Source organism: Corticibacter populi, assembly GCF_004217315.1.
GTDB lineage: Bacteria > Pseudomonadota > Gammaproteobacteria > Burkholderiales > Burkholderiaceae_C > Lampropedia > Lampropedia populi.
Genome location: NZ_SGWR01000002.1, coordinates 418,186 through 433,016, shown reverse-complemented (window position 1 = coordinate 433,016; position 14,831 = coordinate 418,186). Strand labels below are relative to the sequence as shown.

The following is a 14,831-nucleotide window of genomic DNA, read 5'->3' as shown; positions in this document are numbered from 1 at the left end:
CGTCCGCCTCAGTCCGCCTCAGTTTGTTTCGGGGCGGGGTTCGATGGATGGCTGGGCCGCCTGCACGGCGGCGATCCGGGCGGCCTGGATGAACTGGCCGATGCGTTCGCCGCGCAACCCGCGTGCCGCAGCTTCGCCAGCGAGCTGCGCCGTGTCCACGCTGCGCGCGGCGGCCAGGGCTTGCAGCAGGCGCTGGCGTTGGGGGTAGGGGCGATCCTGCAGACCGAGACGGCCGCGCGCATCGCATTCGCAGGCCCACAGGGCCAGGGCAAAACGCTCCGGGCGCCGCAGCGCGTCGCAGCGCTCGAGCAGGCGCACCACGGCGGCGGCCGAGAAGTGTTCGCTGCGGTGGATGTTGCCGTGTTCCTGCGCGACCAGTGCGGCCAGTTCGCGCAGCTCGCTGGGCACCTTCAGGCGTGCGGCCACGGCGTTGGCGAGTTGGCGGCTGCGCGCCTCATGGCCGATGTGGCGCGGCAGCATGCCGGCGGGCGTGTCGCCCTTGCCGAGGTCATGCACCAGACAGGCATAGCGCACCGACAGCGGTGCCTGGCTGCGGGCGGCCATGTCCAGCACCATCATCACATGCACGCCGGTATCGATCTCCGGGTGGTGCTCGGGCGGTTGCGGCACGCCCCAGAGCCGGTCCAGCTCGGGCAGGACGACGGCCAGCGCCCCGCAGGCGCGCAGCACTTCGAACATGCGGGTCGGCGCTGCTTCCATCAGCCCACGCGCCAGTTCCTGCCAGACGCGCTCAGGCACCAGGTGGGCGACTTCGCCGGCCTGCACCATCTCGCGCATCAGCGCCAGGGTCTCGGGGGCGATGGAAAAATCGGCAAAGCGGGCGGCAAAGCGCGCCAGCCGCAGGATGCGCAGCGGGTCCTCGCGGAAGGCGCCGGTGACGTGGCGCAGCACCTTGGCCTGCAGGTCGCGCTGGCCGTGATACGGGTCGTGCAGCACCGGCTGGCCGCCGGCATCCTCGCCCTGTGCGATGGCATTGATGGTGAGGTCGCGCCGCGCCAGGTCCTCCTCGAGCGTCACGTCGGGGGCGGCATGCACCACGAAGCCCTTGTAGCCGTGGCCGCTCTTGCGCTCGGTGCGCGCCAGCGCGTATTCCTCGTGGGTCAGCGGATGCAGGAACACCGGGAAGTCCTTGCCGACTGGTACGAAGCCATGCTGCTCCATGAGCGCCGGCGTGGCGCCCACCACCACCCAGTCGCGGTCGTGCACGGGCCGGCTCAGCAGTCGGTCGCGCACGGCGCCACCGACCATGAAGACCTGGGCGGGAGCGGGCAGGGCGGCGGAATCGGGCATGGCGCGGGCAGCGAGGCTTGGCAGGGGCCGGTGAGGCGGAGGATCAAACCGGCCAGACGATGCCGTTGTCGTTCAGGATGGTGTCGAGCGGGATGTCGTGCGGCTGGGGCTGGAAGTCGTCGACGAAGCCGTCCGTGTAGCCCAGCCCGACCGTGAAAGGGCGGGGCGTCAGCTCTGCCAGCGTGCGGTCGTAGAAGCCGCCGCCATAGCCCAGCCGGTAGCCGCCCGCGCCATAGCCCACGCAGGGGATGAACAGCAAGGTGGGTTCGAGGATCTCGGTGTCCTTGGGCTTGGGGATGCCGTAGGCATCTTCCTCCATTGGGCAGCCGGGGTACCAGGCATGAAAGCGCAGCGTCTTGGTGATCTTGTCCACCACCGGCAGGCCGATGCGGCGCATCGCCGGCTCTTCGAGCAGCTCGCCATCTTCCTTCCAGCGGTGCAGCGCGGGCAGCGGGTCGAACTCGCCCTTGATGGGCCAGTAGGCGCCGATCACCCGGTCGGTGCGCTCGACCAGCCAGAACCGCATGACCTGCTGGAGCTGGGCGTTCTTCTCGGCGCGGCCGTCCATATTGACCCGACGCTCCACCAGATATTTACGCAGGCTTGCCTTGTCCATTCCATAATCCCCCGTTATGCGACTCGCCACAATTCTGACACCACTTTGCGCTCTTTCATGCCTTGCCGCACCGGCCCTGCAGGCCCAGCCGGCCTTGCAGGTGGCGGCCCTGTCGCCAGCCGCGACCAGTCCGGCTGCGCAGGCGGCCCAGGCCGCCGGTGATGCCGCCTTGCTGGAGATGCGCGCTGCCTTCACCGCGAAGGACACCACCAGGCTCAGCCGCCTGCTGCCCGCCGTGCAGGGGCACCCGCTGGAAGGCTGGGCTGCCTACTGGGAGCTGACGGCGCGCCTGCGCGAGGCGCAGCGGCCGGAAGTCGATGCGTTTTTGGCGCGTTGGCGCGGCACCTATTATGAAGACCGTTTGCGCAACGACTGGCTGCTGCTGCTGGGGCAGCGCCGCGCGTGGTCGGAGTTTGCGCATTACCACCAGGGCTTTCGCATGCAGGACGATGCCCAGGTGCAGTGCTACAGCCTGCTGATCGACGACATCCAGGGGCAGTCGCTGCCCGACCTGCCGGAGCATTTGTTGTCGCTCTGGTGGGGGCAGCGCAATGCCGACGACGGTTGCACCCACGCCGTCTCCGAGCTTTATGCCGATGGCCGCATCAAGGCCGACCAGATCTGGCAGCGCGCGCGCATCGGCGCGCACAACAACCGCCCGGCGGTGGTGCGTTCGGCCGTGCAGATCGTGGCGCCGCAATCGCTGGCGCACGTCGCCAACGCCATGGACAAATCCTCCGCCTTCCTGAACAACAAGGCCACGGAAACCGATCCGGCGCGGCGTGCGCTGGTGCCGCTGGCGCTGGCGCGGCTGGCCAGCAATGACTTTGCCGATGCCGCAGCCCGGATGGAAGCTCGCTGGAGCGCCAAGCTCACGCCCGCCGAGCGCGACTGGGTGTGGGGTGCCATCGGCCGCTGGGCCGGCATTCGTCTCTCGCCCAGTGCGGCGGGCTATTTCGCCAAGGTAGGCGACGACGGCAACCTGCTCGACGAGCAACTGCAATGGAAGGTGCGCACCGCATTGCGCGCTGGCAACTGGACCGCCGTTGGCAAGGCCATCGATGCGATGAGCCCCGAGGGCCAACGCGAGAGCGCCTGGGTGTACTGGCGTGCCCGCGCCCTGCTGGCCGGGCAGGATGCGGCGGGCCACGCCACGGCCGAGCGCATGCTGCAGGGCATTGCCGGCCTGACCGGCTTCTACGAGCAAATGGCCTATCACTGGCTGGGGGGCAAGGTCGCGGTCTTGCCCGAACCCGATCCGCTCAGCGAAGATGAAAAAGCCCGCGCGCGCACCAACCCGGCGCTGCTGCGCGGCATCTACGCCATCCAGGCGGGGCTGCGCAGCGAAGGCGTGCGCGAGTGGAACTACGCGACCAACCTGCATGAGGCGGGCGGCATGTCCGACCGCGAACTGCTGGCCGCAGCCGATCTGGCCTGCCAGCATGAAGTGTGGGACCGCTGCATCAACACCAGCGAGCGCACCCGCAGCGTCACGAGTTTTGCGCAGCGCTACCCCATGCCGTTCCGCGAGGCGGTGGTGCAGCGCAGCGAGGAAATCGCGCTGGACCCGGCCTACGTGTATGGGCTGATCCGTCAGGAGAGCCGCTTCATCATGGACGCGCGCTCATCGGTGGGCGCCTCCGGCCTGATGCAGATCATGCCCGCCACCGCGCGCTGGACGGCCGGCAAGATCGGCCTGACCGACTTCAAGCCGGGCGACATCAACGACAAGCAGACCAACATCGCCATCGGCACCGCCTACCTGAAACTGGCTCTCGACGAGTTTGCCGGCTCCATGCCGCTGGCCGCCGCCGCCTACAACGCCGGACCGGGCCGGCCGCGCAACTGGCGCAACGGCCCGACGCTCGATGCCGCGATCTGGGCCGAGAACATCCCGTTCAACGAAACACGTGACTATGTGCAGAAGGTGCTGGCCAATGCCACCGTGTATGGCGCGATCCTGAGCGGGCAGCCTCAGTCGCTGCAGGCCCGCCTGGGCAGCACCATCGGCCCGCGCAGCGCGGCCGATCCGGTGGCGGTCGCGGACCTGCCCTGACTCCCGGGGACGCGCGCCAGGACACTTGCGGAACGGTCCACGCAAGTCGGGTGCCGTGCATCCAAAGGCCGATTGCTGTCCTGCGCCTCTGTGGCATCGCTGCCAGCGGGCATGATTCAAAAAATTGCAGATTTTCACGCCAGTGGTCTTGAAACCGTCAAATTCATCCGTATCATTAGCACTCGTTGCAGGTGAGTGCTAACAGTCTGGAAGCCCCGGCTGGCTGGCGGCCATCTGCCAATGCAAGGCCCGTCAAGGGCCACCCAACATTGTCAACCTACTTGATTCTCAGGAGAGAAAAATGGCATTGCGTCCTCTGCACGATCGCGTGATCGTCAAGCGTCTGGAAAATGAAACCACCACCGCCTCTGGCATCGTGATCCCCGACAACGCCGCTGAAAAGCCCGACCAGGGCGAAGTGCTGGCTGTCGGCCCCGGCAAGCGTGATGACAAGGGTGCGCACATCGTCCCCGACGTGAAGGTCGGCGACCGCGTGCTGTTCGGCAAGTACAGCGGCCAGGGCGTCAAGGTTGATGGCCAGGAAGTGCTGGTCCTCAAGGAAGACGACATCTTCGCGATCGTCGAGAAGTAAGCATCGCATCGTCACCCGGTTATTCCTGCGCGCAGCAGTCCGCCTGGCGGGCTGATTCACGGCCCTGGAGCCGCGCGCATTCCCTGTTTCAACAATTTCGGAGCTATTCAAAATGGCAGCAAAAGACGTAGTTTTCGGTACCGATGCACGCACGCGCATCGTCGAAGGTGTGAACATCCTGGCCAACGCGGTCAAGGTGACCTTGGGCCCCAAGGGCCGCAACGTGGTGCTCGAGCGCTCGTTCGGCGCCCCCACGGTGACCAAGGACGGTGTCTCCGTCGCCAAGGAAATCGAACTCAAGGACAAGCTGCAGAACATCGGTGCGCAGCTGGTCAAGGAAGTCGCTTCCAAGACCAACGACATCGCCGGTGACGGCACCACCACCGCCACCGTGCTGGCCCAGTCCATCGTGCGCGAAGGCCTGAAGTTCGTGGCCGCCGGCCACAGCCCGATCGAGGTCAAGCGCGGCATCGACAAGGCCGTCGTGGCGCTGGTCGAGCAACTGAAGGCCCAGTCGAAGACCATCACCACTTCCAAGGAAATCGCCCAGGTCGGCTCGATCTCCGCCAACAGCGACGAGAACGTCGGCCAGATCATTGCCGAAGCCATGGACAAGGTCGGCAAGGAAGGCGTGATCACTGTCGAGGAAGGCAAGAGCCTGGAAAACGAACTGGATGTCGTCGAAGGCATGCAGTTCGACCGCGGCTACCTCTCGCCCTACTTCATCAACAACCCGGACAAGCAAGTTGCCGTGCTGGACAACCCGTTCGTGCTGCTGTTCGACAAGAAGATCAGCAACATCCGTGACCTGCTGCCCACGCTGGAAGCCGTGGCCAAGGCCAGCCGTCCGCTGCTGATCATCGCCGAGGACGTCGAGGGCGAAGCCCTGGCGACGCTGGTGGTCAACACCATCCGCGGCATCCTGAAGGTCGTGGCTGTCAAGGCCCCCGGCTTTGGCGACCGCCGCAAGGCCATCCTGGAAGACATCGCCATCCTGACCGGCGGCAAGGTGATCGCCGAGGAAGTCGGCCTGTCGCTGGAGAAGGTGACGCTGGCTGACCTGGGCCAAGCCAAGACCATCGAGATCGGTAAGGAAAACACCACCATCATCGACGGTGCCGGCAAGGCCGAGGACATCGAGGCGCGCGTCAAGCAGATCCGCATCCAGATCGAGGAAGCCACCAGCGACTACGACCGTGAAAAGCTGCAGGAACGCGTGGCCAAGCTGGCCGGTGGCGTGGCCGTGATCAAGGTTGGCGCTGCCACCGAAGTCGAAATGAAGGAAAAGAAGGCCCGCGTCGAAGACGCCCTGCACGCCACCCGCGCTGCAGTGGAAGAAGGCATCGTTGCCGGTGGTGGCGTGGCCCTGCTGCGCGCCAAGGCTGCCGTGCTCGGCAAGATCAAGGGTGACAATGCCGAGCAGGAAGCCGGCATCAAGCTGATCCTCAAGGCCATTGAAGCACCGCTGCGCGAGATCGTCGCCAACGCCGGTGGCGAGCCTTCCGTGGTGGTCAACAAGGTGCTCGAAGGCGAAGGCAACTTCGGCTTCAACGCGGCCAACGACAGCTACGGCGACCTGATCGAGCTGGGCATCCTGGACCCGACGAAGGTGACCCGCACGGCTCTGCAGAACGCCGCATCGGTGGCTTCGCTGCTGCTGACGACCGAAGCCGTGATCGCCGAGGCGCCGAAGGAAGACGCTCCGGCAGCGCCTGCCATGCCCGACATGGGCGGCATGGGCGGCTTCTGATGAAACCTGGGCCGGGCAATCTGCCCGGCCAGTCGGTGCCGCAAGGGCCGACGACAGTCATTGGCGGTCGTCCACCGACCGCTCGAAATGCTACGAAACGGCCTCGCACACCAGCGAGGCCGTTTTGCATGGCGCGGCCGGGCATGCCTTCCGGTCAGGTGAACATCCCCCGGTGCATCCTGCGACGCCTGCCCTCATGCATCGATTCGCACATACGAGGCCGGCGAGAAGCGCCAGCACAGTGCCAGCAGAAAAAGTGTCCCCACGAGCATGGCGACCCAGGCATGGGAAAGGTCGGCGAAGCGGTCGCGCAGCAGGCCGGCCAGTAGCGGCATGCCGCTGGCGATGATGTAGCCGCCGCCCTGCACGAAGGCCGCGAGGCGGCCCACGCGGGCCGGCTCCTTGACGTGGTCCAGCGCCACGATCAGGGACAGCGGAAACAGCGCGCCAATGCCCGCTCCGAGCAACAGGCATGCGGGCAGGGCCAGCGACAGTGGCGCGATGATCAGGCACATCAATCCGGCCATCAGCATCGCGAGCACCAGCAGCAGGGGGCCACGCCGGTCGATGAAGCGTCCGATGGTGGCCGAGACCACCAGGCCGGCAACCACCTCGATCACCGTCAGGCCACCGAGCATCAGGCCTGCGGCGGCGGGCGTCCAGCCCAGGCTGGTATAGAACGGCGGCAGCCAGGCCAGCACCAGCGTGTAGGCGCCGGTGCCGATGCCGAAGAACACCATCAACTCCCAGGCACGCAGATTGCGCCAGAACGCCGCTTGTGGAATGGCAGGAGCAGAGGCGGCCGCCGCGCCATGCTGCACCAGCGGCGGTGTGGCCAGGCGCCACAAGGCGAGTGCCAGCACCGCCGGCAGCGCCCAGATGGCCAGGGCTGCGGGCCACCCCCACCACTGTGCCAACCCGGCTGCCGAAGTGGCGGCGATGGCCGACCCAGCCATGATGCCGGTGGTGTAGAGCCCGAAGACCTTGGCGGCGTTGGCCACGAAACGGCGCTGGATGAACGCCGGCAGCAAGGTTTGCACCAGCGCAATGCCGATGCCGGCCAGGATGGCAGTGGTCAGCAACTGCAGGCCACCGTCTGCGTCGTACCGCGCGGCGCAGGCCATGGCGATCAGCGCGATCCCGAGGCTGACGCCATTGCGCTCGCCCAGCCAATGGGTGATGCGCATGCCCCCCAGCGCGCACAGGCCCATGACGAAAACCGGCAAGGTGGTCAGCAGACTCGCCTGGGTGTGGCTGAGGCCTGTGGCGGCCTCGATCATGTCCAGCAGCGGGCCGATGACCGCCAGGGCCGGGCGCAGGTTGAGCGCCAAGCCGAGCACGGCGAGGATGGCGAGCAGAAGCGATGAACGCTGCATGGGTATTTATTTGTCTTTATAAAAAGTATCTTTATATCAAAATACTATGATGGCCGCATGCGCCGCACGAGGCATCGGTCCGTTGCCGTGAAAGCGGCTGGGAGAACCGGCTGGGAGGTCTGGCCTTGGCTTACCATGCTTGCTATCAAACAATTCAATACTGAACAACCCAGCTATCGAACGACGCATGACAGATCGCGCACAACGGATGCAGGAGGAGTGGCGCCGGGAATGGCCAGGCATCGACGCCAAGGTCATGGCCACGGCAGGACGGCTGCTGGAGGCCGCGCAGCTCATGGAGCGTGAATGGCTGGCCCCTTTTGCGGCGCGATTCAAGTTGCAGAAGGGCGAGTTCGACGTCATTGCCACGCTGCGGCGCGCTGGCAAGCCTTACATGCTCACACCCACCGAGCTGTATGAAGGCCTGATGCTGTCTTCCGGGGCCATGACCAGCCGCATCGATCGGCTCGAATCCAATGGGTTGATCGAGCGCCAGCCTTCGCCCGCCGACCGGCGCAGCATTCAGGTTCGGCTCACGCCTGCTGGACTGGCCTTGATTGAGCAGATGTTGCCGCTGCACGTCGCCAACGAGCAGCAGGCCCTGGCGTCGTTGAGCGCGCAGGAGCAAGTACAACTGGATGCGCTGCTGTCCAAGTTGATCGGTGGATTGATGCAGAAGCCGGACGGGCTTTGATTCGTTGAGCTGGCGCTGGCGCGCCGTGCTGTCAGCTTCGGCCTACAGTGCGTGCATCGGGACGATGACGCACCGGCCCCCCGTGTCGCCCTATGCTGGAGCCCAGCTGATGGGCTGCAATGCGGCAGGCCATCTTTTCCTTCCCCCGTTCAGAAAAGGAGTTCAGCCATGCTCAAATGGGCCATCATCTTTGCCGTTGTCGCGCTGATCGCCGGTGCCTTCGGCTTTACCGGGATTGCCGCGGGTGCCGCCGGCATCGCCAAGTTTCTCTTCGTGCTGTTCCTGGTCATCGCCGCCATCTTCGTCGTGCTGGCGCTGCTGGGGGTGGGCGCGGTCAACAGCATCATGAAGTAGCCAGCGCCAGCCAGCCGTTTGGTCCGCAGCCGGTACCGGAATGTGTGCCGGGCGGTCTTCAAGCCGGCCGGCAGGTCTATCGGCAAAGGGGGGCCTAGGGCCCCCCTTTTTCATGGCCGCAGAGGCAGCGACGGGGGTTGGAGCAAGGGCAAGGCCCGCGGTGCGTTGCACAGGTGACTGGCAATGGAGGCGGCGCGCAGTAGCATGGCCGCCAATCTGTTGACATGAGGTCGTTCCATGAGCCTGCGCGCCACCCTGGATTTCCTGCTCTACCAATGGCTGGATGCCGAGCGCCTGAACCAGCGCCCGCGCTATGCCGAGCATTCGCGCGAGACTTTCGACGCGGTGTTCGAGACCTGCGCGCGCATCGCTGCCGACAAGTTCGCACCTTTCAACCGGCTGGTCGACACCGAGGAGCCGCGCTTCGATGGCGAGAAGGTGATCCTGCCGCAAGCCACCTGCGAGGCGCGCCGTGCCTATGCCGAGTCGGGCATGCTCAGCGCCGCGCAGGACTACGATATCGGCGGCATGCAATTGCCGTTCGTTGTCGAGTCGGCTGCCAACACCTTCTTTGCCAAGGCCTCGATCAGCATCGGCTCGAACATGCTCACCAGCGGCAATGCCAACCTGCTGATGGCGCATGGTTCGGCGTTGCAGAAACAGGTGTTTGCGCGCAACGAGTTCGATGGCCGATTCACTGGCACCATGTGCCTATCGGAACCGCAGGCCGGCTCCTCGCTGAGCGACGTGGCCACCCGCGCCGTGCCCGATGGTGCCGACTACGAGTCGGACCCGCTCGGCCCACGCTACCGGCTGACCGGCAACAAGATGTGGATATCCTCGGGCGATCATGAGCTCTCCGAGAACATCGTGCATCTGGTGCTGGCCAAGATCCCGGACGCGAACGGCAGGCTGGTGCCTGGCGTCAAGGGCATTTCGCTCTTCATCGTGCCCAAGAAGCTGGTGGATGTGGATGGCCAGCTCACCGGCGAGCGCAACGACGTGGCGCTTGCCGGCCTGAACCACAAGCTGGGCTGGCGCGGTACCACCAACACGCTGCTCAACTTCGGCGAGGGCCGCTACCCCGTGCGCGGTGCGGCTGGCGCCATCGGCTATCGCGTCGGCAACGCGGGCGAAGGCCTGCGCTACATGTTCCACATGATGAACGAGGCGCGCATCGCCATCGGCATGGCCGCGACCATGCTGGGTTTTGCCGGCTACGAGGCCAGCCTGGAGTATGCGAAGAACCGCCCGCAGGGGCGCCTGCTGGGCGAGGCCGGCAAGAATGCCGCGGCGCCACAGGTGCCCATCATCGGCCATGCCGACGTGCGGCGCATGCTGCTGGCGCAGAAAGCCTATGCGGAAGGCGCGCTGGCGCTCAACCTCTATGCGGCGCGGCTGGTGGACGAGCAGCACAGCGGCGAAGCGGCTGCTGCGGCCGAGGCCGGGCTGCTGCTGGAGCTGCTCACGCCGATCGCCAAGAGCTGGCCGAGCGAGTGGTGCCTGGAGGCCAATTCGCTGGCCATCCAGGTCCATGGCGGCTACGGCTATACGCGCGATTTCCCGGTCGAGCAATACTGGCGCGACAACCGCCTGAACATGATCCACGAGGGCACCCACGGCATCCAGGCCAACGATCTGCTGGGCCGCAAGGTGCGCATGGCCGGTGGCCGGGGCCTGCAGCTGCTGACCGCGCGCATACAGGCCACTGCGGAACGGGCCGGCGCGCATGCGCCGCTGGCCGGCTACGGGCAGCAGTTGCGGCAGGCCTGGGACGCGGTGCTGCAGGCTACCGAGCAGGCCTGGCATTGGGCCGGTGTGACGGGCGACGCGAACCGCACGCTGGCCAATGCCGTGCCTTACATGCAGGCCTTCGGTCACGTGGTGCTGGCCTGGATCTGGCTGGACGTGGCCTGCGCCACGCTGGAGCAGGAGGGCGATGCCCGCGATGTCCGCGCACAGGGCCGGCTGGCCGCCGCGCGGTTTTTCTTTCATTACGAGCTGCCAAAGATCGGTGCCTGGCTGCAAGTGGTACAAACGGGCGACACCACTTGTGTCGACCTCATCGAAGAAGGATTTTGAACCATGAGTACCATCAAGCACATCGTCATCTGGAAGCTGCACGAACAGGCCGAAGGCGCCGACAAGGCCACCAACATCCAGCGCATGAAGGAGAAGCTGCTGGCCTGCGCCGACCTGGTGCCCGGCACGCTGCGCTTCGAGGTGGCCACGGCTGCCGACGCCGCCGCCAAGGGGCTGGAGGCCACCTATGACGTGATCCTGCTGAGCGAGTTCGCCGACCGCGCCGCGCTCGACGCCTACCAGGACCATCCCGAGCATGTTGCCATCAAGGGCTTCATCGGCGCGGTGCGCGAGGCGCGCCAGTGCATGGATTACGAGTCATGAATTGACCTGCGCGCCCCGCGGCATGGCGCGCCGCGGCCGTCGCCGCCGCCGCGTGCATGACCATCATCAAGACCCTCAACGACCAAGAACCATCAGGAGACACACCATGACCCGCACCGTCCAGCAATTGTTCGATCTCTCCGGCAAGACCGCCGTCGTCACTGGCGGCTCGCGCGGCCTCGGGCTGCAAATGGCCCATGCGCTGGGCGAGGCCGGCGCGCGGGTGCTGATCAGCTCGCGCAAGGCGCACGACCTGGAGCAGGCCGCCGCCGAGCTGCAGGCCGCCGGCATCGATGCGAGTTGGCTGGCCGCCGATGCCGCCAATCCGGAGGATCTGGCCCGCCTGGCCGGGCATGCGCATGCGCAGTTCGGTGCCATCGACGTGCTGGTCAACAACGCTGGCGCCACCTGGGGCGCGCCGGCCGAGGACCACCCGCTCGAAGCCTGGGACAAGGTCATGAACCTCAACGTGCGCGGCTATTTCCTGCTCAGCCAGCTGGTGGCCAGGCAGGGCATGATCGAGCGCCGCCGCGGCAGCATCATCAACATCGCGTCGATCGCCGGGCTGGGCGGCAACCCGTCGGGCATGACGACGATTGCCTACAACACCTCCAAGGGGGCCGTCCTCAACTTCACCCGCGCGCTGGCGGCCGAATGGGGCCGCTACAACATCCGCGTCAACGCCATCTGCCCGGGCTTCTTCCCCAGCAAGATGACGGCCGGCACGCTGCAGGCCATGGGCGGCGCCGACGCGGTGGCGGGTCATGCGCCGCTGGCCCGCCTGGGCGACGACGAGGACCTCAAGGGCATCACGCTGCTCTATGCCTCGGATGCCGGCAAGCACATCACCGGCCAATGGCTGGCCGTCGATGGCGGCGTCTCTGCCGTCGGCGGCGCCTGAGCTGGCGCACCACCACGGGAGCAGCCATGTCGCAAGCCGGTTTCGAGATTCCGTTCGTCAAGCACCTGGGCCTTGAAATTGTCGAATTCGGCGATGGGCGGTCGCTGCTGCGCTTCGCGCCGCGGCCCGAGCATGGCAACTCCTACGGCATGGCGCACGGCGGAGCGGTGATGACGCTGCTGGACGTGGCCATGGCGGTCGCCGCGATGGACCCGGCGCAGCCGGGCATCGGCGGCATCACCATCGAGATGAAGACCTCGTTCATGCGTCCGGCCATCGGCGTGCTCAGCGCGCGGGGCCAGGTGTTGCACCGCACGCGCTCGCTGGTGTTTCTGGAGGCCTCCGTGCTGAACGGGGACGACCAGGTCTGCGCCCACGCCACCGGCACCTTCACGCTGCGCCCGCGGCCGGCGCCGGCCGAGCTTGGCACCGGCAGCGGCATCGCCGCCTGATCGACGGGGCCGGTCCGGCCTCACCCACCACGCATCGCATCACCACCACCATCACCGAAGGAGACTCCATGCCCAGCAACCGCCAGATCCTGCTCGACAACCGCCCGCAGGGCGAAGCATCCGCCGCCAACTTCAAGCTGGTGGCCACCGAAACCCCGCCACTGGCCGATGGCCAGGTGCTGGTGCGCCACCACTATCTCAGCCTCGACCCCTACATGCGCGGGCGCATGAACGACTCCAAGAGCTATGCGGCCTCGCAGCCGCTCGGCGAGGTGATGATCGGCGGCACCGTTGGCGAGGTCGCCGAGAGTCGCCACCCGGACTATGCGCCGGGCGATGCCGTGGTCGGCATGGGCGGCTGGCAGGAATACAGCGTGGTCGATGCCGGCCAGCCCGGTGTGCTGCGCAAGGTCGATACCCGCCGCGTGCCGCTTTCGGCCTACCTGGGCGCGGTCGGCATGCCGGGCGTGACGGCGTATTACGGCCTGGTCAGGATCATCGACCCCAAGCCCGGCCAGACCGTCACCGTCACCGCCGCTTCGGGCGCTGTCGGCAGCGCCTACGCGGCGCTGGCCAAGGCGCGCGGCTGCCGTGTCGTCGGCATTGCCGGCGGGCCGGAGAAATGCCGCTATGCCGAGCAGGAGCTGGGCTTTGACGTGTGCATCGACTACAAGGCCCACGATGGCGACGTGCGCTCCCTCGCCAAGGCCCTCAAGGACGCCTGCCCCGACGGCATCGACGGCCACTTCGAGAACGTCGGCGGCTGGATCCTCGATGCCGTCATGCTGCGCGCCAATGCCTTCTCGCGCATCGCGGTGTGCGGTCTGATCGCCGGCTACGACGGCCAGCCGCTGCCGATGGCCAATCCGGCGCTGATCCTCATCAACCGCATGCGCATCGAGGGCTTCATCGTCAGCGAGCACATGGACGTCTGGCCACCGGCCCTGAAGGAACTGGGCGAACTGGTTGCTACCGGCAAACTGCGCCCGCGCGAATCCGTCGCCGAGGGCATCGAAGCGGCGCCGCAGGCCTTCCTCGGCATGCTCAAGGGCCGCAACTTCGGCAAGCAGCTCGTGAAGCTGATCTGAGAACCTGTTCACGGTCTTTCGGTGGACCACGGAAAGACCGTGAACAGGTTCTGATGCCGCCACTGACGCTGCCGATATCCAGTCGGCCGGGCGGCGCCGGAGGCACAGGCACAACAAAAACCACAAGGAGACAAACAGATGATCAAGCAATTTCAGGGCCGCACGGCGGTGCTCACCGGCGCCGGCTCGGGCTTCGGGCTGGAATGCGCGCGCATTGGCGCCGCGCGCGGCATGAACCTGGTGCTGGTGGACGTGCAGCAGGATGCGCTGGACCAGGCCGTGGCCGAACTGCAGCCGCAGCTGCAGGCGGCCGGCGCGCAGCTGCTGGCGCGCCGGGTGGACGTGTCGGATGCCGCTGCCATGCGGGATCTGGCCGAGGCGGTGCAACTGCAGTTCGGCGCGCCGCATTTCGTGTTCAACAACGCCGGCGTGTCCGCCGGCGGCCTGGTGTGGGAGAACAGCCTGCAGGAGTGGCATTGGGTGCTGGGCGTGAACCTGATGGGGGTGGTGCATGGCGTGCACTTCTTCACGCCGATGATGCTCGCCGCCGCCCGGGCCGACCCGGCCTGGCGCGGGCACATCGTCAACACCGCCAGCATGGCCGGCCTGCTGACCCCGCCCAACATGGGCATCTACAACGTCAGCAAGCACGCCGTGGTGGCGCTGACCGAGACGCTCTATCAGGACCTGCGGCTGGTGACCGGGCAGATCGGCGCCAGCGTGCTGTGCCCGTATTTCGTGCCCACCGGCATCGGCCAGAGCGAGCGCAACCGCCCCGATGCGCTGGCCTCCCACCAGCCGACGCAAAGCCAGCTGATCGGCGAAGCCATGGCGCGCAAGGCGATCCAGTCGGGCAAGGTCAGTGCGGCAGAGGTTGCTCAAAAGGTCTTCGATGCACTCGAGGCCGACCAGTTCTACATCTACAGCCACCCGCAGGCGCTGGGCGCGGTGCAGACCCGTCTGGAAGACGTGGTGCAGGCGCGCAACCCGACCGACCCGTTCGCGCACAAGCCGGAACTGGGCGAGCAGCTGCGGGCGCAGTTGCGGGCCGGAGGCTGAACGCTGAACGCGCGGCAGGCCTTGTTGCGGCTTCTGAGTACCTGTTTACGAGCTTTCACGCACAACGGCAAGCGCGCCGAGACTTTGAATACGCTCTTAGAACCTGTTCAAAGTCTCTGCATGGATCCGCATGGCAACGCCATGCCCTGTGGGGTGCGGCTGAAATGCTGCGTCTG

General features: G+C 66.6%; 14 protein-coding genes. 11 read left to right on the top strand and 3 right to left on the bottom strand.

The window, feature by feature from the left end; translation table 11 throughout:
* Nucleotides 1-18 precede the first annotated feature (18 nt).
* Both EV687_RS08135 and EV687_RS08130 read right to left on the bottom strand, forming a co-directional pair.
* A complete protein-coding gene (locus tag EV687_RS08135; RefSeq protein WP_122231087.1) occupies nucleotides 19-1,311 on the bottom strand; it encodes a multifunctional CCA addition/repair protein in 1,293 nt (430 codons plus the stop codon).
* A gap of 43 nt (nucleotides 1,312-1,354) precedes the next feature.
* Nucleotides 1,355-1,927, bottom strand: a complete 573-nt coding sequence (locus EV687_RS08130; RefSeq protein ID WP_122231085.1) for a 5-formyltetrahydrofolate cyclo-ligase — start codon at nucleotides 1,925-1,927, stop codon at nucleotides 1,355-1,357.
* Nucleotides 1,928-1,943: 16 nt separating this feature from the next.
* On the opposite strand from EV687_RS08130, the gene EV687_RS08125 reads away from it, so the two are divergent.
* The 3 genes from EV687_RS08125 to groL all read left to right on the top strand — a co-directional run bounded on the left by EV687_RS08125 (nucleotide 1,944) and on the right by groL (nucleotide 6,325).
* Nucleotides 1,944-3,983, top strand: coding sequence for a lytic transglycosylase domain-containing protein (locus EV687_RS08125; protein WP_122231083.1), 2,040 nt, complete (start codon nucleotides 1,944-1,946; stop codon nucleotides 3,981-3,983).
* Between the two features lie 301 nt (nucleotides 3,984-4,284).
* Entirely contained in the window at nucleotides 4,285-4,575 is a 291-nt protein-coding gene (locus EV687_RS08120) for a co-chaperone GroES (protein WP_122231081.1), read from the top strand.
* A 112-nt stretch (nucleotides 4,576-4,687) separates the two neighbouring features.
* On the top strand, nucleotides 4,688-6,325 hold the full coding sequence (gene groL, locus EV687_RS08115) for a chaperonin GroEL (RefSeq protein WP_122231079.1): 1,638 nt from the start codon (nucleotides 4,688-4,690) through the stop codon (nucleotides 6,323-6,325).
* A gap of 194 nt (nucleotides 6,326-6,519) precedes the next feature.
* Here groL and EV687_RS08110 read toward each other — a convergent pair whose 3' ends face one another.
* Nucleotides 6,520-7,701, bottom strand: a complete 1,182-nt coding sequence (locus tag EV687_RS08110) for an MFS transporter (protein ID WP_207226413.1) — start codon at nucleotides 7,699-7,701, stop codon at nucleotides 6,520-6,522.
* A 187-nt stretch (nucleotides 7,702-7,888) separates the two neighbouring features.
* Between EV687_RS08110 and EV687_RS08105 the strand changes: the two genes are divergently transcribed.
* The 8 genes from EV687_RS08105 to EV687_RS08070 all read left to right on the top strand — a co-directional run bounded on the left by EV687_RS08105 (nucleotide 7,889) and on the right by EV687_RS08070 (nucleotide 14,655).
* On the top strand, nucleotides 7,889-8,395 hold the full coding sequence (locus tag EV687_RS08105) for a MarR family winged helix-turn-helix transcriptional regulator (RefSeq protein ID WP_122231077.1): 507 nt from the start codon (nucleotides 7,889-7,891) through the stop codon (nucleotides 8,393-8,395).
* Between the two features lie 168 nt (nucleotides 8,396-8,563).
* Nucleotides 8,564-8,749: a DUF1328 domain-containing protein gene (locus EV687_RS08100; protein WP_122231075.1), complete on the top strand. Its 186-nt coding sequence runs from the start codon at nucleotides 8,564-8,566 to the stop codon at nucleotides 8,747-8,749.
* A 237-nt stretch (nucleotides 8,750-8,986) separates the two neighbouring features.
* Nucleotides 8,987-10,831, top strand: a complete 1,845-nt coding sequence (locus EV687_RS08095; RefSeq protein ID WP_122231073.1) for an acyl-CoA dehydrogenase — start codon at nucleotides 8,987-8,989, stop codon at nucleotides 10,829-10,831.
* Nucleotides 10,832-10,834: 3 nt separating this feature from the next.
* Entirely contained in the window at nucleotides 10,835-11,155 is a 321-nt protein-coding gene (locus tag EV687_RS08090) for a Dabb family protein (protein WP_122231071.1), read from the top strand.
* Nucleotides 11,156-11,261: 106 nt separating this feature from the next.
* Nucleotides 11,262-12,056 (top strand): SDR family oxidoreductase, encoded by a 795-nt coding sequence (locus EV687_RS08085; protein WP_122231069.1) that lies wholly within the window; start codon nucleotides 11,262-11,264, stop codon nucleotides 12,054-12,056.
* Between the two features lie 26 nt (nucleotides 12,057-12,082).
* Nucleotides 12,083-12,508 (top strand): PaaI family thioesterase, encoded by a 426-nt coding sequence (locus tag EV687_RS08080; RefSeq protein WP_122231067.1) that lies wholly within the window; start codon nucleotides 12,083-12,085, stop codon nucleotides 12,506-12,508.
* A gap of 68 nt (nucleotides 12,509-12,576) precedes the next feature.
* A complete protein-coding gene (locus tag EV687_RS08075; RefSeq protein WP_122231065.1) occupies nucleotides 12,577-13,596 on the top strand; it encodes an NADP-dependent oxidoreductase in 1,020 nt (339 codons plus the stop codon).
* 138 nt (nucleotides 13,597-13,734) lie between these two features.
* Nucleotides 13,735-14,655: an SDR family oxidoreductase gene (locus EV687_RS08070; protein WP_122231063.1), complete on the top strand. Its 921-nt coding sequence runs from the start codon at nucleotides 13,735-13,737 to the stop codon at nucleotides 14,653-14,655.
* Nucleotides 14,656-14,831 lie beyond the last annotated feature (176 nt).